General features: G+C 60.6%; 25 protein-coding genes and 1 tRNA gene. 15 read left to right on the forward strand and 11 right to left on the reverse strand.

Annotated elements, in window-relative coordinates:
- Window positions 1–76 precede the first annotated feature (76 nt).
- The 4 genes from GTF44_RS00795 to GTF44_RS00810 all read left to right on the forward strand — a co-directional run bounded on the left by GTF44_RS00795 (window position 77) and on the right by GTF44_RS00810 (window position 2,675).
- Complete coding sequence (locus GTF44_RS00795) at window positions 77–727, forward strand: carbonic anhydrase (RefSeq protein WP_145213417.1); 651 nt, start codon at window positions 77–79, stop codon at window positions 725–727.
- A 61-nt stretch (window positions 728–788) separates the two neighbouring features.
- Window positions 789–1,772, forward strand: a complete 984-nt coding sequence (locus GTF44_RS00800) for a sodium-dependent bicarbonate transport family permease (protein ID WP_171559200.1) — start codon at window positions 789–791, stop codon at window positions 1,770–1,772.
- Between the two features lie 4 nt (window positions 1,773–1,776).
- A complete protein-coding gene (locus GTF44_RS00805) occupies window positions 1,777–2,088 on the forward strand; it encodes a transcriptional regulator (protein ID WP_171559202.1) in 312 nt (103 codons plus the stop codon).
- 53 nt (window positions 2,089–2,141) lie between these two features.
- Complete coding sequence (locus GTF44_RS00810) at window positions 2,142–2,675, forward strand: SRPBCC family protein (RefSeq protein WP_171559205.1); 534 nt, start codon at window positions 2,142–2,144, stop codon at window positions 2,673–2,675.
- A 1-nt stretch (window position 2,676) separates the two neighbouring features.
- Here the strand turns inward: GTF44_RS00810 and GTF44_RS00815 are convergent, their stop codons facing one another.
- A complete protein-coding gene (locus GTF44_RS00815; protein WP_171559208.1) occupies window positions 2,677–4,329 on the reverse strand; it encodes a mucoidy inhibitor MuiA family protein in 1,653 nt (550 codons plus the stop codon).
- A 75-nt stretch (window positions 4,330–4,404) separates the two neighbouring features.
- Window positions 4,405–5,427 carry an aspartate-semialdehyde dehydrogenase gene (locus tag GTF44_RS00820; RefSeq protein WP_145213404.1) on the reverse strand — a complete coding sequence of 341 codons (1,023 nt, stop codon included), beginning with the start codon at window positions 5,425–5,427 and terminating at the stop codon, window positions 4,405–4,407.
- A gap of 335 nt (window positions 5,428–5,762) precedes the next feature.
- Between GTF44_RS00820 and GTF44_RS00825 the strand changes: the two genes are divergently transcribed.
- Complete coding sequence (locus tag GTF44_RS00825) at window positions 5,763–7,049, forward strand: DEAD/DEAH box helicase (RefSeq protein ID WP_171559211.1); 1,287 nt, start codon at window positions 5,763–5,765, stop codon at window positions 7,047–7,049.
- 86 nt (window positions 7,050–7,135) lie between these two features.
- On the opposite strand, the gene GTF44_RS00830 is transcribed toward GTF44_RS00825, so the two are convergent.
- The 3 genes from GTF44_RS00830 to GTF44_RS00840 all read right to left on the reverse strand — a co-directional run bounded on the left by GTF44_RS00830 (window position 7,136) and on the right by GTF44_RS00840 (window position 10,785).
- Window positions 7,136–7,987, reverse strand: a complete 852-nt coding sequence (locus GTF44_RS00830; protein WP_171559213.1) for a universal stress protein — start codon at window positions 7,985–7,987, stop codon at window positions 7,136–7,138.
- Between the two features lie 11 nt (window positions 7,988–7,998).
- The gene (locus GTF44_RS00835; protein WP_216364898.1) at window positions 7,999–9,465 is read right to left on the reverse strand and encodes a SulP family inorganic anion transporter; all 1,467 of its coding nucleotides are present in this window, start codon (window positions 9,463–9,465) and stop codon (window positions 7,999–8,001) included.
- A 144-nt stretch (window positions 9,466–9,609) separates the two neighbouring features.
- Window positions 9,610–10,785, reverse strand: coding sequence for an MFS transporter (locus GTF44_RS00840; protein WP_171559220.1), 1,176 nt, complete (start codon window positions 10,783–10,785; stop codon window positions 9,610–9,612).
- Between the two features lie 191 nt (window positions 10,786–10,976).
- Here GTF44_RS00840 and GTF44_RS00845 point away from each other — a divergent pair, with 191 nt between their 5' ends.
- On the forward strand, window positions 10,977–11,993 hold the full coding sequence (locus GTF44_RS00845; RefSeq protein WP_171559224.1) for an extracellular solute-binding protein: 1,017 nt from the start codon (window positions 10,977–10,979) through the stop codon (window positions 11,991–11,993).
- 65 nt (window positions 11,994–12,058) lie between these two features.
- Here GTF44_RS00845 and GTF44_RS00850 read toward each other — a convergent pair whose 3' ends face one another.
- Window positions 12,059–13,735: an iron ABC transporter permease gene (locus tag GTF44_RS00850; RefSeq protein ID WP_171559227.1), complete on the reverse strand. Its 1,677-nt coding sequence runs from the start codon at window positions 13,733–13,735 to the stop codon at window positions 12,059–12,061.
- 151 nt (window positions 13,736–13,886) lie between these two features.
- Between GTF44_RS00850 and GTF44_RS00855 the strand changes: the two genes are divergently transcribed.
- Together GTF44_RS00855 and GTF44_RS00860 are read left to right on the forward strand one after the other, a co-directional pair.
- On the forward strand, window positions 13,887–14,414 hold the full coding sequence (locus GTF44_RS00855) for a lipocalin family protein (protein ID WP_171559230.1): 528 nt from the start codon (window positions 13,887–13,889) through the stop codon (window positions 14,412–14,414).
- A 91-nt stretch (window positions 14,415–14,505) separates the two neighbouring features.
- The gene (locus tag GTF44_RS00860; RefSeq protein WP_171559233.1) at window positions 14,506–15,921 is read left to right on the forward strand and encodes an L-serine ammonia-lyase; all 1,416 of its coding nucleotides are present in this window, start codon (window positions 14,506–14,508) and stop codon (window positions 15,919–15,921) included.
- Between the two features lie 70 nt (window positions 15,922–15,991).
- Here GTF44_RS00860 and GTF44_RS00865 read toward each other — a convergent pair whose 3' ends face one another.
- On the reverse strand, window positions 15,992–17,017 hold the full coding sequence (locus GTF44_RS00865; protein WP_171559235.1) for a LacI family DNA-binding transcriptional regulator: 1,026 nt from the start codon (window positions 17,015–17,017) through the stop codon (window positions 15,992–15,994).
- A gap of 117 nt (window positions 17,018–17,134) precedes the next feature.
- Between GTF44_RS00865 and GTF44_RS00870 the strand changes: the two genes are divergently transcribed.
- Window positions 17,135–17,211 (forward strand) — tRNA-Arg (locus GTF44_RS00870).
- Between the two features lie 104 nt (window positions 17,212–17,315).
- Here GTF44_RS00870 and GTF44_RS00875 read toward each other — a convergent pair.
- Entirely contained in the window at window positions 17,316–18,662 is a 1,347-nt protein-coding gene (locus tag GTF44_RS00875; RefSeq protein ID WP_171559238.1) for a cupin domain-containing protein, read from the reverse strand.
- A 173-nt stretch (window positions 18,663–18,835) separates the two neighbouring features.
- Here GTF44_RS00875 and GTF44_RS00880 point away from each other — a divergent pair, with 173 nt between their 5' ends.
- Window positions 18,836–19,126: a hypothetical protein gene (locus GTF44_RS00880; RefSeq protein ID WP_171559240.1), complete on the forward strand. Its 291-nt coding sequence runs from the start codon at window positions 18,836–18,838 to the stop codon at window positions 19,124–19,126.
- A gap of 61 nt (window positions 19,127–19,187) precedes the next feature.
- Here the strand turns inward: GTF44_RS00880 and GTF44_RS00885 are convergent, their stop codons facing one another.
- Window positions 19,188–19,892: a response regulator transcription factor gene (locus tag GTF44_RS00885; protein WP_171559243.1), complete on the reverse strand. Its 705-nt coding sequence runs from the start codon at window positions 19,890–19,892 to the stop codon at window positions 19,188–19,190.
- Entirely contained in the window at window positions 19,864–20,157 is a 294-nt protein-coding gene (locus GTF44_RS00890) for a hypothetical protein (RefSeq protein ID WP_171559246.1), read from the reverse strand. Before GTF44_RS00890 ends, GTF44_RS00885 begins: the two co-directional genes overlap by 29 nt.
- A 176-nt stretch (window positions 20,158–20,333) precedes the next feature.
- On the opposite strand from GTF44_RS00890, the gene GTF44_RS00895 reads away from it, so the two are divergent.
- The 5 genes from GTF44_RS00895 (at window position 20,334) to GTF44_RS00915 (ending at window position 24,089) form a co-directional block, all read left to right on the forward strand.
- A complete protein-coding gene (locus GTF44_RS00895) occupies window positions 20,334–20,795 on the forward strand; it encodes a hypothetical protein (RefSeq protein ID WP_171559248.1) in 462 nt (153 codons plus the stop codon).
- A gap of 92 nt (window positions 20,796–20,887) precedes the next feature.
- The gene (locus tag GTF44_RS00900; protein ID WP_171559618.1) at window positions 20,888–21,502 is read left to right on the forward strand and encodes a ribonuclease HII; all 615 of its coding nucleotides are present in this window, start codon (window positions 20,888–20,890) and stop codon (window positions 21,500–21,502) included.
- A 100-nt stretch (window positions 21,503–21,602) separates the two neighbouring features.
- Window positions 21,603–22,709, forward strand: a complete 1,107-nt coding sequence (locus GTF44_RS00905) for a site-specific DNA-methyltransferase (RefSeq protein ID WP_171559251.1) — start codon at window positions 21,603–21,605, stop codon at window positions 22,707–22,709.
- A 145-nt stretch (window positions 22,710–22,854) separates the two neighbouring features.
- Window positions 22,855–23,421 carry a TetR/AcrR family transcriptional regulator gene (locus GTF44_RS00910; RefSeq protein WP_216364835.1) on the forward strand — a complete coding sequence of 189 codons (567 nt, stop codon included), beginning with the start codon at window positions 22,855–22,857 and terminating at the stop codon, window positions 23,419–23,421.
- Complete coding sequence (locus GTF44_RS00915) at window positions 23,418–24,089, forward strand: cupin domain-containing protein (RefSeq protein WP_171559256.1); 672 nt, start codon at window positions 23,418–23,420, stop codon at window positions 24,087–24,089. Before GTF44_RS00910 ends, GTF44_RS00915 begins: the two co-directional genes overlap by 4 nt.
- Here GTF44_RS00915 and GTF44_RS00920 read toward each other — a convergent pair.
- A complete protein-coding gene (locus GTF44_RS00920; protein WP_171559259.1) occupies window positions 24,086–25,219 on the reverse strand; it encodes an alkane 1-monooxygenase in 1,134 nt (377 codons plus the stop codon). The genes GTF44_RS00915 and GTF44_RS00920 overlap by 4 nt on opposite strands.
- Window positions 25,220–25,226 lie beyond the last annotated feature (7 nt).

Here is a 25,226-nt window from a genome sequence, read left to right on the forward strand (position 1 = left end):
CGGTGCAGTTGAAAAACATCTCGAAATTACACCGAATCCGCGCTACTCCGTTAAGCCCACGCTGGAAAGGTCCGCAATGCATCGTGTCAAGGCTTTGCCCTCCTATCTGATGAGCCGCTACAAAGGCTGGAAAGCGACGACATTTGTCGAAAATCGCGCTTGGTTTCGGCGTTTGGCGGTGGAGGGGCAGCGTCCTCGGGCCATGGCCATTGCCTGCTGTGACAGCCGCGTGGCGGTCACGTCGGTCTTTGGGCAAGAGATTGGCGAGATATTCGTTCATCGCAACATCGCCAATTTGGTGCCGCCCTACACGCCCGATGGGGAGCATCATGGCACCGCCGCAGCCATTGAATATGCCGTTAAGGTGCTGAAAGTTGCGCATATTCTGGTGCTGGGTCATTCCAATTGCGGTGGTGTGCGGGGCTGCATTGATATGTGCTCGGGCGCCGCGCCCGAGTTGGAGGCGCAGGAAAGCTTCATCGGCCGGTGGCTCGATGTGCTCAAAGTCGGGTATGACCGGGTGAGCGACATCGAAAACCCCGAGATGCGGCAGACGGCGCTGGAAAAAGAGGGCATTCAAGTTTCCCTTGAGAACCTCATGACTTACCCATTTGTGATGGAGGCTGTCGATCGCGAGGAACTGACCCTTCATGGCGTCTGGGCAGAACTGGCCGAAGGCGATCTAGAGATGTTTGACGGATCTGTACGCCGATTTGTAAAGAGTTAGGCCCCTTTACCTCTGTCGGGGCAGAGACTATCCCCGCGTAAACCTTGGCACAGGCGGGGCTATGGACGGAATACTGGCACTTGCGGCGGACAATCTGATTTCGCCGATCATCCTCTTCTTCGCACTGGGTCTTGCGGCGGCCTTTGCCCGGTCTGATCTGTCGGTCCCCGAAGCGGTGGCCAAGGGGATGTCGCTCTATCTGCTCTTTGCGATCGGCTTCAAAGGCGGCGCGAGTGTGGCCGCCCACGGGCTGGACCTGACATTGGTCATGTCGCTTGTTGCGGGCGGGGTTCTGTCCTTCATCATCCCCTTTGTCGCCTTCGCGCTCTTGCGGGCGATGACGGGTCTGAGTGTTGTCGATGCAGCGGCCGTTGCGGGCCATTACGGGTCGATCTCGATTGTGACCTTTGTCGCGGCAACCTCGGTCATCACCAGCGCGGGCATCGTAAGCGAAGGCTATATGGTGGCTGTTGCCGCGATGATGGAGGCGCCCGCGATCCTCTCGGCCCTTTGGTTAATCGCGCGGTTCGGATCAGCCGGGCAAGGTGGGATGGAGCCGGGGTTGATCCGGGAAATCTTGCTCAACGGGTCAATTGTTCTCTTGGTTGGCTCGTTCCTCATCGGTTGGATCACCGGCCAAGAGGGGCTCGACATGATCTCAAGCTTCATCGTTGCGCCGTTCCAAGGCGTGCTCTGCCTGTTTCTGCTCGATATGGGGCTGGTCGCGGGCCGAGGCCTTCGTCAGGCGCGCGGCGTTCTTCGCCCGCCATTGTTCCTGTTCGGCGTGATCATGCCACTTGTTGGCAGCCTGTTTGGTTTGGCCGCGGGCATGCTGCTTGGCCTCTCGACCGGCGGGGTTGCGCTCTTCATGACGCTTTCGGCATCCGCTTCTTACATCGCTGTCCCCGCGGCGATGCGTGTGGCGCTGCCGGAAGCGAACCCGTCGGTCTATCTGACCCTCTCCCTTGGGGTTACCTTTCCCTTTAACCTGACGCTTGGCATTCCGATCTATCTCGCGATCGCCCGTGCCGTCACCGGAGGCTAGCTCCATGCAAACTCATCAGGCGAAACGTGTTGAAATCACAATTGAATCTGTGATGGAGAGCCGGTTATCCGCCGCGCTGATCGAGGCGGGCGTCACGGGGTTTACAGTGCTGCCCGTTTTGGGCGGCTCAGGCCGGTCGGGCCGTTGGAGCCGCGAGGGCCAAGTCAGCCGCGCCGGCGGAATGGTCAGTGTCGTGTGCATCATCCGGCCCGAGACGTTGGACGCCCTCCTCGACGCCGCCTTTAGTGTCGTGGATCGGCATATCGGGGTGGTGAGCGTGGTCGATTGCCAGGTCCTGCGCGCCGAGCGTTTCTAGACCCCGTCCTGTCGTGCTATTCTGAACGCCGAACGCGGCATGGAGGGAGCATCATGCGCCTTATTCGAAATCTGTTCATTGGTCTTATCGGGTTGGTCCTTTTGCTGGCAGCGGGGGCTTATCTGCTGCCGCGCAATGTCATTGTCGAACGTGAGATCACCATCGATGCCCCGCCAAGTGCGGTGTTTCCCCTGATCAACTCTTTGCAGAGGGGGGAGGAGTGGTCGCCGTGGTTGGAGCGCGATCCAGAGGTCCAAATATCGCATACCGGCCCCGCCGCAGGTGTGGGCGCCACGATGGAGTGGGCCTCGGATGAGCCGAGCGTTGGCAATGGCCGACAAGAGATCATTGAAAGCGTTGCTGATACGCGCGTCGCCACCGCGCTTGATTTCGGTGATATGGGCACGGCTGAGGCCTGGTTCGACCTCGTCCCCAATGGCGGCGGGACCTCTGTCACGTGGGGGTTGAATGCAGATATGGGGATGAACCCCATGGGCCGTTGGATGGGTCTGATGATGGACGGCATGGTTGGCGCGGATTACGAGCAGGGCTTGGCCAATCTGAAAGCCCTGGTCGAAGCCGGGTAGCTTACGGTCGCCAGGTCAGGATTTGGCCGTCGGGCCAATCCAGGCTGACCTCCATCTCGATCTCTTGGGTTTCACCAGGCTGAAGGGTGATGTCCCAGGCCATGACGCCGCGCAGGTCGTCATAGTCTTCTTTTGTCGGGGCCAAACTAAGCGTGACCTCGACGTCTAAATCCTCTTGCTCGGCAAACGGCGTGGCATAAAGCACGTGCACCTCTTCGACCTGGTCCGAGGTGTTTTCGACCGAGAAGCGAATGCGGCGGTCTTGGGTGTTGGATTGCACGAAAACGCCCCGGTCCCCTTCGTCCAGAGACAAGTCCTGCCACTCAAGTCGGATATGATCGACCGGACCAAACGCAAACTCTTCCGTTGCGCCAGCGGGGATCATCTCGACATACCCCTCCGCAATCGGGCCGCCGTCGCGAAAGAATATCACCTCGCCGGGCAAGATCGGCTCACCGCTGTCGTTCTCGATCTCCGCCATCAGAAACGCGGTATCGTCTTGGCGCGGCACCGCCCGCTTTGCCAACTCCGCGTCAAAATCCAACCCATCGAGCGGCAGCAATGTCTCACCGGACGTGCCGATGGAGACCGGGCGGTTGTAGCTGTAGCTGACGTTCAGACCCAGCATTGCGAAGTCGACCGTATCCTCCGCAATGATGACCGGTTCCATGAGAGTTTGGGTGAGGCCCGAAAGCGCTTCGGATTCCTCCGTCACGCTACGCAGCGTCGGGCTGGGCGCGGGCGGACGCGGCTCTTCAATCCGTGCCGGGCGCGGATAAAGGCGGCTTGGTTCGTGGGCGCGAAACGGGTCGGCGGCAGAGAAGGTCACTGCCACATCGCGCCAAAGCTCAACAGTTCCGACACCAAATGCAATGAAGCGATCGATCGACAGGGCACCGCTGTCACTATCCAGATGCATCTCATAGACAAGCGACCACCCGACGTCGCCCATGAGATGCTCCAGGACAAAATCCACCTCGGTTTCGGCGGTCGCGATCACCTCAACGGCCAGACCATTGACCATGGTTCCGAACGGCCGGAGTGCTGATAGCGCTTGTTGAGCTGCATTAAGCTCGATCTGATGGTCTTCAAGCGCATCGGTCAGCTCGCGACGGGCGATCTGCGCGGCCTGGAGCGCTTCGGCGACTCGGACCGTTTCGGTCCCAATCGCACCGATTTGCGCCGTCAGATCACTCAAATCATCGGGCAAGTCCGCCCCGTCTTCACCCCCCCGCGCGAGGGCTTCCAGATAGGCCAGTTGCAGCGTTGCCGCGCGGATCGTGGCATCGGCCAGGGCGATCCGGTCTTGTGCCGCTTGAACCGCGTCTTCAGCCGCCTCAACAGCGGCGCGCGCCGCTGCCTGTTCGGCTGTATCCAGCGCGCCTTCGGAGATTTGAATGCCCCGCACCAGGCTTGGCGGCCCGAAAATGACATCCGCGTCGGATGAGAAGTGAGGAACCTCGGCATTGAGGGCGTCTGGCAGGGCGACAATCAACCGATGTGTCCCGGCCGGCACGGTCACAGATGCCACACGATTAACCTCCGCAATGCCCATATAAACCGTCGCTTCGGCGATATCTGCGCGGGTGATGATATCGTCGGCATGGGCGGCGCTGGCCACGAGCAGGGCCAAGACGGAAACGGAAAAACGCATGGGGGAAACCTCCGGGGCTGAAATTGCCCGAAGCTTCCCCCGTCCGCGCCGGTTATTCAATAACCGGCGTAGATCTCAGCCTTTTTTCAGCGCGCGCTTGCCAAGCGTCTCGGCGATCTGCACCGCGTTCAAGGCTGCGCCCTTGCGTAGATTGTCAGATACGCACCAGAGGTTCAGACCGTTATCAATGGTAGAATCCTGGCGGATACGGCTGATGAAGGTCGCGTAGTCGCCGACGCATTCCACCGGCGTCGTGTAACCGCCATCTTCGCGCTTATCGACCACCATGATCCCCGGGCTTTCCCGCAAGATATCGCGCGCTTCATCTTCGTCGAGGAAGTCTTCGAACTCGATATTCACCGCTTCGGAATGCCCGACGAACACCGGAACGCGAACGCAAGTTGCCGTGACCTTGATCTTCGGATCAACGATCTTCTTGGTCTCCGCGACCATCTTCCATTCTTCTTTGGTCTCGCCGCTATCCATGAACTTGTCGATATGCGGGATCACGTTGAAGGCGATCTGTTTGGTGAACTGATCGGGGTCTTTTTCCTGACCCGGGACATACATGCCCTTGGTCTGATCCCAGAGCTCATCCATGCCGCCTTTGCCCGCGCCCGAGACCGATTGATAGGTCGAGACCACCACGCGTTTGATCGTTGCGCGGTCATGCAGCGGCTTCAGCGCGACGACCATCTGCGCCGTCGAGCAATTCGGGTTCGCGATGATATTTTTCTTGGCATAGCCATCCACCGCCTCGGGATTTACCTCCGGCACGACCAGCGGCACGTCCGGGTCATAGCGGTAGAGCGAGGAGTTATCGATCACCACGCAGCCGGCCTTGGCGGCCCTGGGCGCGTAGGTTTTCGTCGCATCGGAGCCGATCGCGAACAGCGCGATATCCCATCCGGTGAAATCGAACGTATCCAGATCCTTTGTGGTCAGGGTTTCGTCGCCAAAGCTGCATTCGGTGCCGAGAGATTTGCGCGATGCCAAGACCGCGATCTCATCGACCGGAAACTGGCGCTCGGCCAGGATGTTCAGCATTTCGCGGCCCACATTGCCCGTGGCGCCCGCGATAACGACTCTATAGCCCATTTTTCCTTATCCTTTAGGTGTGGATGCGCGGCACATAATGGATGCAGGTCGAAAGGAAAAGCCCTCGCACGGCTTGACTTATACACTGCGAAGCGACATGTGCCTTTTCAAGCATTCTGCGCTGCCGCGTGAGCAGCCGCGCGCCTTGATCGCGCTACAGGATGAAGATTCCCAACAGTCCCCATCACGCAGGGTCTGACGATTTGGCCGGTTTGCGCGGGATTAGCCCGCGTAGATTAGCGTCAGGTCGCACCCTTCGCCGCCGCGCTTCGTCGCGGCCCCGACTCATGTTATCGCGCGGGCGCCGATGTGGCTCCGCGCCAGAAAGGTACACTTTGTTCGATTTCGATATGCTCGGCCTCTCGCCGACCTTGATGACCGCGTTGAAGAAAACCGGCTTCACAGAACCCACACCGATTCAAAACCAGGCGATTCCGCTTGCCCTCGACGGCCATGACATCATGGGCTTGGCCCAAACCGGCACCGGCAAGACCCTGGCTTTTGGCCTGCCTTTGATTGAGCACCTCTTGGCGCTGCCCGGCAAACCCGATCCCAAAACGGCAAAGGCGCTGGTCCTTGCGCCCACCCGCGAGCTGACCAATCAGATCGCCGAAAGCCTGCGGGTCTTTACCACTGGCACACCATTGAAAGTGCAGGTCGTCGTTGGCGGCCAGTCGATCAATGCGCAAATGAAGCGTTTGGAGCGAGGCACGGATATCCTCGTCGCGACACCGGGCCGGCTGATCGACCTGATGGATCGTGGTGCGGTGAAGCTGCACACGGTTCAGCATCTGGTGCTGGATGAGGCCGATCAGATGCTCGATATGGGCTTTATCCACGCGCTGCGCCGTATCGCCCCGAAACTGGGCACGCCGCGCCAAACCATGCTGTTCTCGGCCACGATGCCGAAGCAGATGGAAGAGATCAGCCAGGCCTACCTAACCAACCCGCGCCGGGTACAGGTCTCGCCCCCGGGCAAAGCCGCTGACAAGATCACCCAATCGGTCCATTTTGTCGAAAAGGCCGATAAGCCAACGAAGCTCCGCGAGGTTCTCTCCCGTGATCTCGACGCGCTGACTCTGGTTTTTTCCCGCACCAAACATGGTGCCGAAAAGCTGATGAAAGGCTTGGTTGCCGATGGGTTCAATGCCGCCTCGATCCATGGCAACAAATCGCAAGGTCAGCGTGACCGGGCGATCAAAGCCTTCCGCGACGGCCAAATCACCATTCTGGTGGCCACCGATGTGGCCGCGCGCGGTATCGACATCCCAGGCGTGGCCTATGTAGTGAATTTCGACCTGCCAAATGTGCCAGACAATTATGTGCACCGGATTGGGCGCACCGCACGGGCGGGCCGTGAGGGCGAGGCGATCTCGTTCTGCGCCGCCGATGAGATCGACTATCTGAACCAGATCGAAAAGCTGATGAAGATCGAGATCCCAGTCGCTGGCGGCACGCGACCCGCCGCTGTCAAACCCGAGAAAACCGGCCGCAGAGGTGGTCAACGCCGCCGTGGTCAAGGCGGCGGTGGCAACAAGCCGCAAGGCCAAGGCGCAGGCAAACCGCAAGGTAACAACAGCAACCGCAAGCCGCGCCGGCCCCGCCGTCGCCGTGCGGCCTGAGCGTCGGGAACCCCCCGGGCTTCTCTGCTTCATAAATATCCCCGCCGGAGGCATCGAACAGGTGCCACCGGCGCAAGCACCATTTGTTAGCGGAACAGCAAGACAGGCACCTTGCAGGAGCGGATCATCTCAGTCGTGGTTGAGCCGATAAAGAGGCTCCTGATCCGGGAATGGCCATAGGCCCCCATGATCAACAGATCGAAATCATGCGCTTCGGCGCGGTCGGCAATCACCTTATCCGGCTCGCCCGCCACGATCTCGCAGGTCACCTCATAGCCCGCCCCCTTCAAGAGCGCCGCCGCCCCTTCGATCCCGCGTTTCGCAGCGGTGCTCTCGCTACCGACGGTCAGCAGGTGAATATCGAGACCGGCGAAAAGCTCCGACCGTGCAATGTGATCGACCGCTTTCAGGGCGGACGTCCCGCCATCGAAAGCCACCAGCAGCTTCTTCACTGGTTGAAACGCCCGGGAGGCGACCAAGACCGGCTTGGTCGAGGAACGCACGGCGCGCTCCAAATTGCTGCCCAGATGCATCGTGGCGAAATCTGCCGCCTCGCCGCGTTTCCCAACGATGACCAGGTCGGCCTCGGTCTCCATCTCGCGAAGCGTTTCGACCAGGTCGCCCATACGCAGCTTGGAATGCGCCTCAACTCCATCGGCGCTGACCCGCGCCACCGCATCTTCCAAAATCGCGCGCCCGCGCTTCTGCGCCAGTTTGGCGCGCTGCGCATCAAGCTCGGCCAGTTCGTGCAGCAGTGCTGTGCGCGCGCCCAAGCCGATATTGCCGGACAGGTTGCGCGGGTCCGTGCTTTCATCGCGCCGCCCGATCACATGGAGGATATCCACTGACCAGCCTTTGCCCTTTGCTACCCAGGCCGCGTGATCGCAGACGCTTTCCGAATAGGTCGAGCCGTCTACCAATGCGATAATCTTGCCCATGCCGCTCTCCCTCAATGGCCCATAAGGCGCTCCATTGCGCCGGGTTTGTCATGCTCGGCCAGCCGATCCACGATGGTTTCGGACGCTTGGTTTAGGCCTTTGATTTCAACCTCCGCGCCATCTCTGCGGAATTTCAGCACGGCCATGTCCAGCGCGGTAACAGACGAGATGTCCCAGATATGGGCGCGGGTGACGTCGATCACGACCCGCTCCAAAACCTCGCCAAAGTCAAATGCCGCCGCAAAATCATCGGCGGAGGCGAAGAACAACTGCCCATGCACGTGATAAGTCCGCGTTGTTTCATCGTCGGACAACTCGGATGTGATCTTGAAGAGTTGGGCGATCTTACCCGCGAAGAAAATGCCGGACAGCAGCACACCGGTCAGCACCCCAATCGCCAGGTTGTGGGTGTAGACCGTGACAATCACCGTGGCGAGCATGACGATTGAAGAGCTGCGCGGGTGATCGCGGAGGTTCTTGATCGACGACCAAGAGAAGGTTCCGATCGACACCATGATCATGATCGCAACCAGCGCCGCCATCGGAATGATCGAGACGATGTCGCCGAGCACAACGATCAGGATCAGAAGGAACACACCCGCCGCAAAGCAGCTGAGCCGCCCGCGACCGCCGGATTTCACGTTGATCATCGACTGACCAATCATCGCACAGCCTGCCATGCCGCCGATGAATCCGGTTGCGGTGTTGGCGATGCCTTGACCAATGCATTCCTGGTTCTTGTCCGATTTTGTATCCGTCAGATCATCGACGATCTGCGCCGTCATTAGGCTTTCAAGCAGGCCCACTGCGGCCACTGCGGCGGAGTAGGGCAGGATGATCTGCAAGGTTTCCCAGGTGAGTGGGATATCGGGGATCAGGAACATCGGCAGTGTATCGGGCAATTCGCCCATATCGCCCACGGTGCGCAGATCCATCCCGAAGACCAACGCCAGCGAGGTCAGGACAAGGATGCAGACCAAGGGTGAGGGGATCGCGGTGGTCAGATAGGGGAAGAGATAGATGATCGCCAACCCGCCCGCGACCATCACATAGGTCAGCCATGGCACCCCGATCAGCTCGGGCAATTGCGCCAGGAAGATCAGGATTGCCAGCGCGTTCACGAACCCCGTCATCACCGAACGAGAGACAAAGCGCATCACACGCCCGAGTTTCAAGGCTCCCGCTGCAATCTGCAGCAAACCGGCCAGAACCGTCGCGGCCAGGAGATACTCCAGCCCGTGGTCGCGAACCAGCGTCACCATCAGAACTGCTGTCGCCGCCGTTGCCGCCGAGATCATTCCGGGGCGCCCACCTGCGATGGCCGTGATGACGGCGATCGAGAAAGACGCGTAGAGCCCAATCTTCGGATCGACACCGGCGATGATCGAGAAGGCAATCGCCTCAGGGATCAATGCGAGCGCCACAACCAAGCCCGACAGCAAGTCGCCGCGGATATTGCCAAGCCAATCGACCCGCATGCGGGTGAGGAAATCAGGGGACATATAGGGTGTCTCCGTCTGGGCCGGGTCACGGCCGGGTGCACGTTTCCGGCGGCCATACGGCGCTTGGCCCGGATTGGCTAGGGGGTCATGCGGGAAACGGCCCTGCGTGGCGCGCAAGCCTCAGTCGGTGCGATCCTGGCTGAACAGATAGATTGCAACGCCGATCAGCACGACAACGCCGAACGCCCCGAAGAGCGCGGCATAGGCCGCTTCGGGATCATTCCGGGTCGAGAGATGCGCAAAATAGGGTCCGCTCGCAAATTGCATCACCCCGGCGCCGCCCATGCCAAATAGATTCAAGAGGGTGACGCCGCGCCCCATCAAATGTGGTGGAAAGAAGCTCCGCCCATGGGCGATCATCATTGGATAAGACGCTCCGAAAAGCCCAATCGCGGCAAAAAGGACCGTTGCACTCCAGAGGGTCGTTGGCGGGGCAAACCAGAAAACGATGCAGAGTAGGCCAGCCAGGAGGTTGCCCGGCAGCAGGACCCATTTTCGCGTGCCAAAGAGTCGATCAAGCGGTCCATAAGCAAAGCTGCCGATCACCATCGCGATGCTCATCGCTAAAGTGACATGGCCAATTTGAACAAGATCGGCACCGTAGATGTCGGTTACATAGGGCGCAATCCAGAGCCCCCTCATGCCCGCTGCGGGGGCGTAGCATATGAACATCAGCGGTAGGATCAGCCAGAGCCCGGGATTGCGGAGCAGATCGAACAGCGATCCGCGTGTTGTGCCGTCGAGCTTCTCTGGGTCGCGGACCAAAAGCGCCATCCCCGCTGCAACCGCAAGAGTCAGCGCCGCCAAACCCGCGACGGTTTCGCGCCAACCGATGGCCTCCACCGCCCAGGCCATCGGCAAAGCGCTGGCGATATTGCCGAGAGAACTGACGCCCACGGTCAATCCGGCGAGTGTCGCAAAGACGCCCGGCGAGTAGACGCGGGCAAAAATGAAATAGCTGGCCATCAAGACCGGCGCGCAGCCGAGGCCGATTAGAACCATCGCAATCTGAATCGCCACAGGCCCTTGCGCGACAGCAAAGAGCGCGGCCCCACCTGCACCCCCAAGTGCGAAGAGAATAGAGGAGGTGCGCCGCGGACCAAGATGATCAAGCGCCCAACCAACCGGCAATTGCATCAAGGCAAAGGCCGCGAACCAAAGGCCTGATGCGCGAGCGAGGTCATCGGTGCTTGCCCCGATATCAGCCTCTAGAACCGGCGCCAAAACGGCTAAAAACGCGCGATAAAACTGACTGAGCACATAGCCCAGCACCAAAAACCCGATACCAGCCTTCACAAGATACCACCTTCCCTTGCCAGGCACCCTGCAACTCGCGTCGCCGAACGGCAAGACCAACGCTGCCAATAGGATTTCCGATGTTTTCTGTCGGATATTCTTGACACCCCAAGAGCGATCGGGTTCAACACCGGCACCCAACCGACAAAAACGGTCAGGTAATACCAAATTCTAACAACGGAGCTTCTCCAATGACCCGCACACTGGCCGTCCTTTTGGGCACGACCATCGCCGCAAGCGCGCTGACCGCTGCCGAGGCGCAAGAGTTGAACCTGTATTCCTCGCGTCACTACGACACCGATGAGCGTCTCTATTCTGACTTCACCGATCTGACCGGCATCACCATCAACCGGATCGAAGGCAATGCCGACGAGCTGATCGCGCGGATGGAAGCCGAGGGCGAGAACAGCCCCGCTGACGTCTTCCTGACCGTCGACACCGTACGCCTGGCGCGCGCCGCCAACCTTGGCCTGTTGCAGCCGACCGAGAGCGATGTGCTCGAAGCGAGCATCCCGGCATTCTTGCAGGACGATGACAACCGTTGGTTCGGCTTCTCGCAGCGTTCGCGCATCCTGTTCTACGATCCCGCTGATGTGCCGAACCCACCGCAGACCTATCAAGATCTGGCGAGCCCCGAATATGAAGGGCAGATTTGCATCCGCTCCTCGACCAACGTCTACACACAGAACATCACCGCGGCCTTGGTGGCCCATCTGGGTGAAGAGGCTGTGGCCGAATGGGCCGAAGCCGTGGTCGGCAATTTCGCGCGTGACCCGCAGGGCGGCGATACCGATCAGCTGCGTGGCATCGTGTCGGGCGAATGTGATATCGCCATGTCGAACACCTACTATTTCGCGCGCGCGATCCGGAGACCGGTTGATGGTCTGTCGGACAGTCTCGACATGATTGAATGGGTGTTCCCGAACCAAAACGACCTTGGCGCTCACATGAACATCTCGGGCGGTGGTGTTGCGGCGCATGCGCCGAACCGTGAGAACGCGATTGCCTTCCTTGAGTATCTCGCCTCCGACCAGGCGCAGGAATACTTCTCGGCCGGTAATGACGAGTACCCTGCTGTGCCTGGTGTGGCATTGGCTCCGTCGGTTGCCGAACTGGGCTTCTTCCGCCCCGACGTGATCGATCTGTCCGAGATCGCGGACAATATCGAGACCGCAACGGAAATCCTGAACGCCGCTGGCTGGGAATAATCCCTACCATCAACGGTTGCATGAATTTAGCGGGCGCCCATAGCGGGCGCCCGTTTCTCTTTGGGCTATGTTTTCGCTGGGGTGGCGTGGCGCATATCTTGCGCCCGGCGAGATTCGCGACCGATGCCCCAACACAAGAGCGCGACCGGCAAGAGGCCGACCGCCCCGATCACCAGGCTTGGCACCGCAGCCTCGTGCAAGCGTTCATCGGCGGCCAGGCGATGCGCCTGCACCGCGAGTGTGTCGTAATTGAACGGCCGCAAGATGAGTGTGGCGGGCAGCTCTTTCATCACATCCACGAAGACGATCAAAAGTGCTGTCAGGACCGAAGGGCTGATGATTGGGATATGCACCCGGCGCAGCATCGAGCTTGGATCATGGCCAAGCGTTCGCGAGACGGCATCGAGGTTCGGGTTCACCGTGGACATACCCGACTCATAGGTGTTGATCGCGACCGCCATGAAGCGGACCATATAGGCAACGATCATCAGCCAGATCGAGCCGGTGATCAGAAGGCCCGTATCGATCCCGAAATTCGCTTCCATGAAGGCGTCGACGGCGTTGTCGAAGGCGGCAAACGGTACGAGAAGTCCAACCGCGATGACCCCGCCAGGGACGGCGTAGCCGATCCCGGCGATCTGCACGGCGGTCCGCGCAGGTCTTGTCGGGTGCAGCCTGGCGTTGAAGCCGAGAAACACGGCCGCCGCGACCGTTAGGACGGCGGCAATTGCCGCAAGCGTTACGGAGTTCTGCAAGAAGGCCAAGTAACGCGGGGTGAACAGAATCTGGCCCGAGTCCCACCCCATCGTGATCAGCAGAATCGTCGGGCCGATGAAGCCGAGCAACACCGGCAATCCGCAAAATACGATGGCGCCCACGGCCTTCGCACCCGTCAACTCGATCGGCTGCATCCGTTCAAACCGGCGGCCCGCGCCATGATGGCGCTGATCTCTCCGCTGCATGCGTTCGAGGGAGGCAACGACCAAGGCCACAACCAGCAGGCAGAGCGCCAGTTGCGCCGCCGCAGCCCGATCGAAAAAGGCGAACCAGCTTTGGTAGATGCCGGTGGCGAAAGTCTGTACGGCGAAATACGAGACTGTGCCAAAATCGGCCAAGGTCTCCATGATGGCGAGCAGCATGCCACCCGCGATGGCGGGCCGGGCGATAGGCAGCGACACCCTCAGGAACGCGCCCCAAGGCGTTTGGCCAAGTGTCCGCGCCGCGATATAGGCCGTGGCCGATTGCTGCAAGAAGGCCGCTCGCGCGAGCAGGTAGACATAAGGGTAGAGCACGAAGGTCAGCATCGCCGCCGCACCGCCAAGCGAACGGATTTCCGGGAACCAGTAGTCGCGCGGCCCCCAGCCCGTCAGATCGCGCAGCGTCGTTTGCACCCAGCCCGGGTGATCCAAGAAATCCGTATAGGCATAGGCGAGCACATAGGCCGGGAAGGCCAGCGGCAGCGCCAGCATGATCTCAAGCACCTGCCGTCCGGCGAAGCGGGTCATCGTCACCAGCCAGGCCGCACCGGTTCCGATCACCGCTGTGCCCAAGCCAACGATTAGCACCAAGGCGGCGGTCGTTCCCGCATAGCGGGGCAGAACCGTGCCAAGCAGGCTTCGCACCGTGTCGAGACCGCCCATAGTCGCCGCCAGGATCACCGCGCAAATCGGCAGCAGGCAGAGGCCTGCGGCCAGCCAAGCGAGCCAACTAAGACGTTTGGTGGAAGAAGAGCGCCGTGACATGCCCCTGCTCTAGGCGATGCGGGATGGGAGGCACAAGATGCGCTGGCCGAGTTTCTGACGTTTTTCGTCGGGATCGACCTCTGTCGTGATGCTTGCTCGGCCCGAAAAACTGCCCGAGGGTATGGTTCGAGCCCCAGATGGCGAGGCCCCTATGCGTCTGATACCAATTCTGCTCTTGCTTGCTGCGTGCGGCCTCGCCGCGCCGAGCTACCGCGATCCCTCTGTCACGATCGCCTCCAACGCGAGTTTTGACCCGAACCGCTATCTTGGCCGCTGGTATGAGGTGGCGCGCTATCCGAATGCCTTCCAAGACGGTTGCGCAGGGGCCATCGCCGATTATTCTTTGGGGCTTGTCGGCGAAATCTTGGTGCAGAACACTTGTCTTGATGCAAATGGCGACGCAATTCGCACCATCGCTGGCCGGGCGACACAATCCGGGCCGGGCCGATTTTCGCTCAGGTTGTCAGGGGTGCCGGCATCGGCCCCCTATTGGGTGTTATGGGTCGATGAAGGCTATCGGACAGCGGTGATCGGCCAACCCAATGGGCGTGCAGGGTGGATCCTCAATCGCGATCCGGTGATCCCGGCAGACCGTCTGATTGCGGCGCGCGAGGTGCTGGCGTTCAACGGCTATGATCTGTCCAGGCTGGAGCCAAGCGGGGCGATGATCCCGCGTTGAGGTCGCAGCCCATCACGCGCTGGTCGCAATCCGGGTTGGCAAGCCTTGGCTTTGGCTTATGGTCCGCCCATCCAAGGGAGCGCGTCGGCCAATGTTTCTAAGTATCTTCGACATCTTCAAGATCGGCATTGGGCCGTCTTCGTCCCACACTATGGGCCCAATGAGTGCGGCGGCGCGGTTTCTCGACGACCTGCGCAATGGGCGCGAGCGAGAGCCGGGCGCGGGCGAGGTCGCGGCGCTGTTCTGTTCACTTCACGGGTCCTTGGCCTTCACCGGCAAAGGCCATGCGACCGACCGCGCGGTGATATTGGGGCTCTGCGGACTCCGCCCCGATACGTTGGACCCGGATGCAGCGGCCTCGATCGAAGCCGAGGTCATGGAAACTGGGCGTGTGACACCTGAGGGGTTGCCGGAATTGCGCTTCGACCCGGCGCGGGATTTGGTGTTCGACTATGACAAGACGCTGCCGGGCCATGCCAACGGGATGATCCTGCGCGCCTTTGACGATGCGGGAAACCTCTACCTGGAAGAGACCTATTACTCGATTGGCGGTGGCTTCGTGCTGACCGCTGCCGAGTTGGAGGCGCAAAGCCATGGCGGTGCCGCGCAGTTTCACGCCGAAAAGGAGGAGGTCGGCTATCCCTATCCGTTTGGGTCCGCCGCAGAGATGCTGGAGATGGGGCGCCGGTCGGGCAAAAGCATTGTCGAGATGAAATGGGCCAATGAGTTGGCAGTTTCGGATCGTGGGTCTGTGACGCAGAAAGTCGCGGCTCTGCGCGGTGTGATGGATGCCTGCATCGACCGCGGATTGCGGATCGAGGGCGAATTGCCGGGCGGGCTGCAGGTCAAGCGACGCGCGAAGGCGATCCATGAACAGCTTCAGGCCGAGGCGGGGCAGAACATCGCGCAGCCGCATACAGTGAATGATTGGTTAAGCGTCTATGCGATGGCGGTGAATGAGGAAAACGCGGCTGGCGGACAGGTGGTGACCGCGCCGACCAACGGCGCGGCGGGCGTGATCCCGGCGGTGCTGCGCTATTACAAAGCGCATTGCATCGGGGCGAGCGAGGCTGGCGCGATGGACTTCCTGATGGCGGCGGCGGCGATTGGCGGGCTGATCAAGCACAACGCGTCGATCTCGGGCGCTGAGGTCGGCTGTCAGGGTGAGGTTGGGTCAGCGGCAGCGATGGCGGCGGCAGGGCTCTGTGCGGCTTTGGGCGGGTCGAATGAACAGATCGAAAACGCAGCCGAGATCGCGCTCGAGCATCATCTGGGTATGACCTGCGACCCGGCGGCGGGTCTGGTGCAGGTGCCGTGTATCGAGCGCAATGGTTTGGGGGCGATCAAAGCTGTGTCGGCGGCATCATTGGCCCTGCGCGGGGACGGGACGCATTTCATGCCGCTCGACAATTGTATCGAGGCGATGCGCCAAACCGGCCTCGATATGAACACCAAGTATAAGGAAACGAGCCTGGGTGGCTTGGCGGTGAACTTGCCCGAGTGTTAAGGGGGCGGGCCTCGTCAGGCCCCTGAAGGAGCCATCCTCGGCCCGCGTTGCCACGGATGTTTTTCAGCAGTCAGCTGGCTGGCCGAACCGTATCGCCGGGTAGGAATTCGGGATCCAACTCAATCACCTCATCCGTAAGGGCATTGGCGGCAATCAACTCAGCGGCCCGCGCGCCGATTTCTTTGCGGCGGCTGTCCATCGTGGCGATACGCATCGGCAGCCCGTCCAGCACTTCGAAAGAGTTGAACCCGGCCAGCCCGATATCATCTGGAATTTTCATGCCTTTTTCAAGGCAGTAGAGCAGGCCGCCAGCGGCGTTCATGTCGGTGTTGTAGTAGAGGAAGTCGAGATCGGGGATGCGCGTGAGAACCTCTGCCGTCATCGCGCGACCGGTGCCGAAGCCGGAGGTGCCCTCATAGAAACAGCGTTCGACGAGTTCAATTCCCGCATCTTCAAGCCCCTTGCGGAACCCTTGCAACCGCTTTTGGGCCCGGTGATCTCCCCCGGAACCAGAGCCGAGATAGCCGATCCGACGATAGCCGCGCGCGATAATCTCGCGGGCCATCTCACGACCGGCTTTAACATGCGAGATGCCAACCGCCGCTGCCACCGGGGCGCCGTCAATATCCATCACTTCGACCACCGGAATACCGGCGCTGCGCATCATCGCGCGGGCGGCGGTGCTGTGTTCCAACCCGGCGACGATCAACCCGGATGGGCGCCACGAGAGCATCTCGTAGATCACCTTCTCTTCGGTCTCCGGGTTGTATTGCGAGGTGCCAATGACCGGTTGCAGGGGGGTCTCGTCGAGAACGTCACCAATCCCGCTCAGGACATCCGGGAAGACCATATTGGAGAGCGATGGGATCACTACCCCCACCAGATTCACCCGGTTCGAGGCTAGGGCGCCGGCGATTTTGTTGGGCACATAGCCAAGTGTTCGCGCGGCCTCGAAAACGCGAACGCGGGTGCGTTCGGAGACATCGCCACGATTTCTCAGGACCCGGCTCACGGTCATTTCCGAGACGCCCGCCGCTTCGGCCACGTCGCGAAGGGTCAGTTGGGGTTTGCCGTCAAAGGGGTTGCGTCCGCGCAAATCGCCGTTTCCGTTTTACATCGCTGTCATCTTGTTGATACGCGGTCTGAAATTGCTTGTCCAAGAGAATGGACGCGCTTGCGCCTTTCGCGGAAATCCCACAGAAACGCCGAAGACGGCCCCGTGGCTCAACTGGATAGAGCAATCCCCTCCTAAGGGATAGGTTGCAGGTTCGAGTCCTGCCGGGGTCGCCAATATCCGGCATGCAGATCCGATACAGATCTCATACAGATTCCATACATACGCGATTTTCGCACGATCGGAGGAGGTTTCTCGAGCTTTTGTGCGTGAGTATGTATTAGTCGTGCAGCACCATCATCCCCTCGCGGACCAGTCTTTTGACCAAAACGATCTTGCCCGCGTCGTCCAGATCGCCGGGCATGTCGGCCAATTTGAACGAAGGTGTCTCCAGCGCATAGCGCAGCGCCGTTTCCGCGTGGGCCGGGAGTGTGATCTCGGCACCATAGCAGAGGACGCTGACGGAGGGGTCTTTCCCGTCACCACCATCCATAACGGCCATGTCATAGACCAGATGCGGACGGGCGCCGACGATGCTGTCGCCTGACAGATCACCGAGCTTTCCAACTTGCGCCAATTGCCCCTCGACTCGCGGGACGCGGTTGGCGATGAACTCTTGCTTGAAACCGGAAAGAAGCGGCGCAAAGGGCGCGGTATCCGCCAGCTTGTGCATCAAGTCGCGGAAGGTCTGTTCATAGGCGGAGGCGTCAAAATCCGAACTGGCAAACCCGGGCGGAAGCGCGTGACGGAAGGCGGGGTCTTTATGCGCCATCACATTCACCGCCTCAGCCATTAGGTCGGCCCAGCTCCGGGTCATCAGGCCGGTGGTGATATGAAGTGAGGTCTCGTCGGTTGCCACAGCGTCATGGGCCAGCCCGCGTGGCACATAGCACATATCGCCAGGCTCAAGAACAAACCGATCGGTCTCTTCGCCGATGGGCACGTCATGCGGGTTGAACCCTTGAGAGTTCAGCGGCAACTCGACCGGCGTGTCATAGATCCGCCATTCCTTGGTGCCCTCGACCTGAAGCACCAGAACGTCATGGCTGTCGTAATGCGGGCGGAACCCTTGGGATGCCGTGGGTGTCATGTAGATATTGGTCTGCGCCCGGCAGGACAGCACGTTCTCCAATGCACGGCAGAAAAGCCCAAGCTGTGGCAGGCGCTCATGCAGCCCCGACAGGATCACCGTCGCGCCATCGGCGAAGAGCTGCGCCACACGGACCGGATCGATATAGCCGCTTTCATAGCTGTAATCGCCGGGCTGGATCGTATGAGCGCCGTGGCCACCGCTGCCGTGGGTGTTGCTATCTGTAGCGGGCGCGGCGGCACTGTCTGTCGCCTGGGTTTTCGCGGCCGTGTCGCTGTCGGTTGCGGGCTTTGGCGCAGCGTCGGTGTCACTATCTGTTCCGTGGGCGTGGCCATCGGATTTGGTGACCGTGATTTCGGGGCTGTAGAGACCCATCGTTGTCACTACATGGTCGATCTGGGCGAAGGATAGGAGACTGCTGTAATAGTCCGGCTGGCCGCGCTTCACGACCACATGTTTCTTTTCAAAATAGGTGTTGAAGAACTCGTCACGGGTCAGGGGCGCAATCGCCCAATCAAAACCAAAATCTTGAGACATTATCTGGGTCCTTTTGCGGGCCTGGCAATTATATGATGCAACACTGACCATGTTGGCACGCGTTAGGCAATCTACTGAGTCATAATAGAGGGCAACTATCGTTGACGTTGGGGCCGTCGCTGAACTACGGTCGCGCCAGGCAGCATTGAGGCTACCTAATACGGGAGGGACGTATGTCCGAGGAACGCAAAAACAGGCTCAAAAGCCTGACAGATAACGAGATCAGCACCGAACGTGCAACCGGTCGCCGAGGCTTTTTGGGCCTGATGGCGGTTGGTGGTGCGGCGGCCACGGTTGTAGGCACCGCGCAGCAGGCGCAGGCCGCCGACGTGGATAATGGCACCTGGACCGATAGCGGCAGTTGCCCGCGCGGTGGCGGCGGTATTTTCACCGGCGTAACCGATAGCGACAATGGCGCGATTACCGACCAGGGCGGGTATGGCCGCGGCGCACCTTACTGCTGAGCTGATTGATTAGACCATTTTTGAGGGCGCGGCCGATCTGGTCGCGCCCTTTTTCGTGGGGTCAGACCATGCGGATGACGTCTTTGTCGATGGCAAGCATATAGCCGCGCCGGGCGATGTTTTTCACCAGAAGCTCGCTGACCATCTGATTGCCGAGCGTGTCGCGCAAGCGTTTGATCCGCGTCGCCCCGGCCGCTTCGTCGCAATCGGCGGCGTCCTTTCCAGAGACCATGGCTTCGATCTCCGCGCCGGAGAGCACATCGTCATCCATGCGCGCCTCTGCCAGGACCGACAGTGTCTCCATCGCGGCATCGGTCAGTTTGAATTCCATGTTGTTGAGCAGCACGACCCGTTCCTCGCGACTGAGGATAAGGGAGGAGACTTGAATGCCGGAGCGTTCGATCTCCCCCATTCGGCGGTTGAGGGCGATGATCGTGACGAGGAAGACAAGACAGGCGATGAGCAGGGCCGTGGCAAAGACCAGCAGCACGAAGATGATCGCGCGGTAGCTGGTCAAGACTTCGGAAAACGAGGTGCCGGATTGCGCCAGGACTTCCAGCAGGCGGATCGACTCGCCCGAGGTCAGCGTGTCATTCTCGACAAAGATCCGCTCGACCCGTTCGTTGAAGGCGTTCGCGTCGGGCAGGCTGAGGAACAGCAAGATCGCCGCACCCAGGAGGATCACGACGATGGCGGCGATGCCGATCTGAACCACGCGTGTACCGGCCGCGCGGGTGTCAGAAGCGGAGGTAGAACTGTCCTGCATCACCCCTCCTTGCGTCCAACCCGGTTTCGTCGAAGATCGACATCACTTCCAGCAATTCCCAGCCGCCTGCCGCGACGCGCGGGGCGATGGCATTGAATGCCGCGTCTGGGTCGCAGGCATTGTCCGGCAGTTCAATCACACCATAGTGGAGCCGGAGTGGGTCATCCATCTTCGCTTTGTAATCGGCAAAGCACGCCGCGTGCAGCGGCCCTGCGGCAAGCGCCAGGACCAGAGCAAGCCCGAGTTTATGCAAACGCTGTTTCATGAGGCCACGATGGGCGAAACTGACCCGTTATTCAATAACGGCAAGGGGTTGAGCGCCCGGTTATCCGATAGCGGGGCGGCGTTATTGAGCGACTTTCGAGCTTCGGGTGAGGGTTGGGTCATCGCGTTTCCCATGATGGAGGCGCCTCGATCAGCACTGACCACTTGGAGGACCCCATGCTGAAACATCTCCCTAAATCCGCCATGGTGGCGGTTCTCACTTTCGCCCTCGCGTTCACCAGCGTGGCCGCAACCCCGAACCAGGCGCGCGCCGCCGATGCCGAGGATGTCATTGGTGTGCTCGCCGGATTGGCCGCGCTTTACGCCATCGGGCGCGCGATCCAGGACAACAATGATGACCATCGGGCTGATCCGATACGCCCGCGACCCGGGGCTGGAAACGGTGGCCATCGCGGCCCGCGCGTCGCACCCGCCCGGTGTTTCCGTGAGTTCGACACGCGCAATGGTGTTCGGCGTGGCTATGGCGCGCGCTGCATGCAGAACAATGTCCGCCGTCCCGGGTTGCTGCCGCCGGAATGTATCCGGCGGGTACAAACCTATCGTGGCACACGCAACCTCTATGGTGGGCGGTGTCTGGTGCAGAATGGCTGGCATCGGGAGGCCGGCTGGCGCCATTGACGTTTGAATAACGAGCAGTGAGGCAGGGGGCGGCGGTGCGAAACACCGCCGCCTTTGCTTGTGCCGGGGCGCGCGGCGTGGTTTCTGGCCCCATGCAAGATGGACCAGATTTTTCCCACGAACAGGCCCTTGGTGGCATCGTCGCCGGTGTCGATGAGGTGGGACGCGGACCGCTGGCGGGGCCGGTGACGGCGGCGGCTGTGGTGCTTGATCCGGGTGCGATCCCGGAGGGGCTGAACGATTCCAAGAAAGTGCCTCAGGCAAAGCGGGAGGTGTTGTTTGACGCCCTGCATCAGGTCGCTCAAGTGTCGATTGGCTGGGCGGATATCGATGAGATTGATGCGCTGAATATTCGCGGCGCTTCCCTCCTGGCGATGCGTCGTGCGGTGGAGGGGCTCCCTCGCCTGCCATCTCATGCGCTGATTGATGGCAATACGGTGCCGCCGGATATGCCTTGCGCTGCGACGACGCTCATCAAAGGCGACGCACGATCCCTATCGATCGCGGCGGCCTCCATCGTGGCGAAAGTGGCGCGCGACCGGGTGATGGTGGCACTGGCGCAACAGCACCCCGGCTATGGATGGGAGCGGAACGCGGGTTATGGCACGGCGGAGCATTTGGCCGCTCTGCGAGATTTGGGTGTGACCCCCGCTCATAGGCGTTCGTTCAAACCTGTCCACAATATCTTGTATCAAGCAAATAACTAAGCCTCTGATTCAAAAAAGAATTTGACGCCGAATCGCCTTTGACTCATCCTTGTGGATAACAAATCAGCGCCCAAAAGAGGCGCCAATCACAGAGGCAGTGATGACCACAAAGACCAAAGGCCCGGGGGCGAAATCGCTTCCGCTCAACACCATTCTGTCCGGCGACTGCATCGAGGCGATGAACAGTTTGCCCGAGGCATCCGTCGATCTTATCTTCGCGGATCCGCCCTATAACCTGCAATTGAAAGGCGATCTGCACCGGCCGAATAACAGCCTTGTGGATGCGGTCGACGACGCCTGGGACCAGTTTGACAGTTTCGCGGTCTATGACGCTTTCACCCGCGCGTGGCTCAAAGCGGCGCAGCGGCTTTTGAAGCCGCATGGCGCGATTTGGGTCATCGGCAGTTATCACAATATTTTTCGAGTCGGTGCGGCGTTGCAGGATCAAGGCTATTGGATCCTGAATGACGTGGTCTGGCGGAAGTCCAACCCGATGCCGAATTTCCGCGGCAAGCGGCTGACCAATGCCCATGAGACAATGATCTGGGCCTCGAAATCCGAAGGCGCGAAATACACCTTCAACTACGAGGCGCTGAAGGCGCTGAACGAGGGTGTGCAAATGCGCTCTGATTGGGTGCTGCCGATCTGCAATGGGGGCGAGCGGCTGAAAGATGAGAAGGGCGACAAGGCGCATCCCACACAGAAGCCGGAGAGCTTGCTGCACCGGGTCCTGGTGGCCGCGACAAATCCGGGCGATGTGGTGCTGGACCCGTTCTTTGGCACTGGAACCACCGGGGCCGTGGCCAAGAAGCTGGGCCGGGATTTCATCGGGATCGAGCGGGAAGAAAAGTATCGCAAGATTGCCGAGAAACGTATCTCCAAGGTGCGGAAGTTTGACCGTGCCTCGCTGGAGGTCTCGCAGAGCAAACGGGCCGAGCCCCGGGTGCCGTTCGGCCAGGTGGTCGAGCGCGGGTTGTTGAACCCGGGCGAAGAACTGACCAGCTTGAATGGGCGGCACCGCGCGCGCATTCGCGCCGATGGCACGCTGGTGGCGATGGATACCAAAGGCTCGATCCATCAAGTCGGGGCCAAGCTGGAAGGCGCGCCGAGTTGCAATGGCTGGACCTATTGGCATTTTCGCCGCGAGGGGAAGACCGTGCCGATCGACCTGCTGCGCCAGCAAATCCGCTCGGAGATGCAGAGCTAAACTCTTCAAAAGAATACCGCCCGTGCCTGCGGCCCCTTGGGGTCAGGCACGACCCTTACCCCGCTGGTCCCAAGACTGGCGGGGTTTTTTCACGGGTATGTGTCTGGCAATTCTGAAATCTACCTATTAGTAGGTAGGCATGGATATGCAAACCACACTTCTAACCCATGCGGAGGATCTGGCGCGAAGCTGCGGCTATGACGGGTTCAGCTTTGCCGATCTGGCGGCCGGGGCCGGCATTCGGAAGGCCAGTGTGCATTATCACTTCCCGACCAAGGCGGATTTGGCCGAGCGGTTGATGCAGGTCTATTCCGCCCGGTTTTTCGATGATCTCGCGGATTTGGTTGAAGAACCGACGGCAGGTGCGGCTCTTGACGGCTATCTGGCGCTCTATCGCGCGGCGTTGAAGGGTGGTGAGGCGGTTTGCCTTTGCGTCGCCTTCAGCGCCCTGCGCGATGCGATTCCGCCGGCGACGCAAACCCTGGTTGAAGCTTTCCGCACGCAATCGGTCGCTTGGTTGGAGGCCCTGTTTCGACGCGCCCAAGGGGATGGATCGGTCTCGGGCGTCACCGACCCGAGGGCCGAGGCAGCAGCGTGTTTTGCCCTTGTGGAGGGGGCGCAGATTGTGGCGCGGGCAGGTGTATCGCCGGCGCGGTTCGATGAGGCCGTGGCGCTCTTGCGCGGGCGGATTGAGACAGGAGAGACGGCATGAAAGTGAACGCGGATTTTTCGGAGCGTGTGGTGATCCGGCCCGAGGATTATGCCTGGGTTTCCTCGCCTGCGAGCGGGGTGGAGCGGATGATGCTGGATCGGATCGGCGATGAGGTGGCGCGCGCTACGACCATCGTGCGCTTCGCTCCGAACAGTCAGTTTGACGCCCATACCCATGGCGGCGGCGAAGAATATCTGGTGCTGGACGGCGTCTTCTCCGACGAGAGCGGCGACTACCCGGTCGGCAGCTATGTCCGGAACCCGATTGGCACCTCACATCGGCCGCATATCGGGCCCGAGGGCTGTACGATCTTGGTGAAGCTCCATCAATTCGATGCGGCGGATACCGAGCAGAAGGTGATCGATACGAAGACGGCGGCGTTTCTGCCCGGATCGGTTCCGGGGCTGACGGTTCTGCCGCTGCATTCGGTGACGGGCGAAAACGTCGCGCTGGTGCGCTGGGCGCCGGGGACGAAATTCGCGCAACATGCCCATTGGGGCGGCGAAGAGATTTTCGTGATCGAAGGGACGTTTCAGGACGAGCATGGCGACTATCCGGCGGGCAGCTGGATCAGAAGCCCGCATCTGTCGCAGCACAATCCGTGGTCTGACGAGGGCTGCCTGATCTACGTGAAGACCGGACATTTGCCGATGGCGCAGGCGGCCTAACGCGGGGCTGGGTGCAGCGCCTTGTTATAGGGGTGCCAGTCGGTGATCTCGGGGTAATACATCTGCCGCCATTTCTTGACGCGCGGGTTCATCATCCGCTTGTAAACTGGCGGGATCATCGCTGCGGCGGTCATCACCGGGTAGCCGAAGGGCAATTGCGGCGCGTCGGCTTCGGTATAGTTCTGCAGAAGCGGGAAGCGGCGATCGGGTTTGTAGTGGTGATCGGAATGGCGCTGCAGGTTGATCAGGAGCCAGTTTGAGGCCTTATGCGCCGCGTTCCAGGAATGGCGCGGCAAGACATGTTCGTATTTCCCGTCGCCCAGATGTTTCCGGGTCAGGCCGTAATGTTCGACATAATTGGTCAGCTCAAGCTGCCAAATCGCGATGAAGGCTTGGTAGATGAAGAGCGCCACGCCCGCGGTGCCGCCGATTGCAAAAGCCAGCAGAAGGAAGCCGCCTTGCAGGGCCCAATAGCGCCAAAACGGGTTGGAGAGATCGGTCCAGGGTAGGCCCTTGCGCGCCAGCATCGCTTTCTCGGCGCGGAAGGCCGAGCGCCAGCATTCGATCAGCACACGCGGGAAGAAGCGGTGGAAGCCTTCGTTATAGCGCGCCGTCACCGGGTCGCGATTGGTGCCGACATAGCGGTGATGGACCAGAAGATGCTCGGACCGGAAATGGGAATAGAGCACCGTGGCGAGGAGCAGATCGCCCAGCCAGCGCTCGGCCTTGCTCTTCTGATGCATCAACTCATGGCTGTAATTGATGCCAATTGTGCCGGAGATCACGCCGACGCCGAAGAAGAGCAGGATTTGCTCAAGCACGTTTAGGTGGTCGGTGACAGAGACATACCAGATCATCCCGAAAATCACGCAGAACTGCAGAGGGAACCAGATCAGCGTGACCAGTCGATACCAAAAGAGATCTTCCTCGCGGGTCTCAAGATCGGCGTTTTCCAGGTTCAGCCCGGTCGCGGCATCCAGCATGGTGAACAGCCACCAAGTCGAGAGCGGCATCAGGAGCAGCCACCAGCCGCCCTGATTGGCGACAAAGATGATCAGCGGGATCAGGCAAAGCGATAGCCAGAAGGGCAGCGCATTTTGTAGTTTGGCGACTTGAGCAGCGGGGATCATCGGGGTC

The organism is Roseobacter sp. HKCCD6576-2 (assembly GCF_013179285.1).
GTDB classification, from domain to species: domain Bacteria; phylum Pseudomonadota; class Alphaproteobacteria; order Rhodobacterales; family Rhodobacteraceae; genus Rhodophyticola; species Rhodophyticola oceani.

What these genes read in the sequence shown, in the direction of transcription:
- GTF44_RS00795 (WP_145213417.1), top strand. Translation starts at nt 77, where the DNA reads ATGCATCGTGTCAAGGCTTTGCCCTCCTATCTGATGAGCCGCTACAAA.
- GTF44_RS00800 (WP_171559200.1), top strand. Translation starts at nt 789, where the DNA reads ATGGACGGAATACTGGCACTTGCGGCGGACAATCTGATTTCGCCGATC.
- GTF44_RS00805 (WP_171559202.1), top strand. Translation starts at nt 1,777, where the DNA reads ATGCAAACTCATCAGGCGAAACGTGTTGAAATCACAATTGAATCTGTG.
- GTF44_RS00810 (WP_171559205.1), top strand. Translation starts at nt 2,142, where the DNA reads ATGCGCCTTATTCGAAATCTGTTCATTGGTCTTATCGGGTTGGTCCTT.
- GTF44_RS00815 (WP_171559208.1), bottom strand. Translation starts at nt 4,329, where the DNA reads ATGCGTTTTTCCGTTTCCGTCTTGGCCCTGCTCGTGGCCAGCGCCGCC.
- GTF44_RS00820 (WP_145213404.1), bottom strand. Translation starts at nt 5,427, where the DNA reads ATGGGCTATAGAGTCGTTATCGCGGGCGCCACGGGCAATGTGGGCCGC.
- GTF44_RS00830 (WP_171559213.1), bottom strand. Translation starts at nt 7,987, where the DNA reads ATGGGCAAGATTATCGCATTGGTAGACGGCTCGACCTATTCGGAAAGC.
- GTF44_RS00835 (WP_216364898.1), bottom strand. Translation starts at nt 9,465, where the DNA reads ATGCGGGTCGATTGGCTTGGCAATATCCGCGGCGACTTGCTGTCGGGC.
- GTF44_RS00845 (WP_171559224.1), top strand. Translation starts at nt 10,977, where the DNA reads ATGACCCGCACACTGGCCGTCCTTTTGGGCACGACCATCGCCGCAAGC.
- GTF44_RS00850 (WP_171559227.1), bottom strand. Translation starts at nt 13,735, where the DNA reads ATGTCACGGCGCTCTTCTTCCACCAAACGTCTTAGTTGGCTCGCTTGG.
- GTF44_RS00855 (WP_171559230.1), top strand. Translation starts at nt 13,887, where the DNA reads ATGCGTCTGATACCAATTCTGCTCTTGCTTGCTGCGTGCGGCCTCGCC.
- GTF44_RS00860 (WP_171559233.1), top strand. Translation starts at nt 14,506, where the DNA reads ATGTTTCTAAGTATCTTCGACATCTTCAAGATCGGCATTGGGCCGTCT.
- GTF44_RS00875 (WP_171559238.1), bottom strand. Translation starts at nt 18,662, where the DNA reads ATGTCTCAAGATTTTGGTTTTGATTGGGCGATTGCGCCCCTGACCCGT.
- GTF44_RS00880 (WP_171559240.1), top strand. Translation starts at nt 18,836, where the DNA reads ATGTCCGAGGAACGCAAAAACAGGCTCAAAAGCCTGACAGATAACGAG.
- GTF44_RS00885 (WP_171559243.1), bottom strand. Translation starts at nt 19,892, where the DNA reads ATGCAGGACAGTTCTACCTCCGCTTCTGACACCCGCGCGGCCGGTACA.
- GTF44_RS00890 (WP_171559246.1), bottom strand. Translation starts at nt 20,157, where the DNA reads ATGAAACAGCGTTTGCATAAACTCGGGCTTGCTCTGGTCCTGGCGCTT.
- GTF44_RS00895 (WP_171559248.1), top strand. Translation starts at nt 20,334, where the DNA reads ATGCTGAAACATCTCCCTAAATCCGCCATGGTGGCGGTTCTCACTTTC.
- GTF44_RS00900 (WP_171559618.1), top strand. Translation starts at nt 20,888, where the DNA reads ATGCAAGATGGACCAGATTTTTCCCACGAACAGGCCCTTGGTGGCATC.
- GTF44_RS00905 (WP_171559251.1), top strand. Translation starts at nt 21,603, where the DNA reads ATGACCACAAAGACCAAAGGCCCGGGGGCGAAATCGCTTCCGCTCAAC.
- GTF44_RS00910 (WP_216364835.1), top strand. Translation starts at nt 22,855, where the DNA reads ATGCAAACCACACTTCTAACCCATGCGGAGGATCTGGCGCGAAGCTGC.
- GTF44_RS00915 (WP_171559256.1), top strand. Translation starts at nt 23,418, where the DNA reads ATGAAAGTGAACGCGGATTTTTCGGAGCGTGTGGTGATCCGGCCCGAG.
- GTF44_RS00920 (WP_171559259.1), bottom strand. Translation starts at nt 25,219, where the DNA reads ATGATCCCCGCTGCTCAAGTCGCCAAACTACAAAATGCGCTGCCCTTC.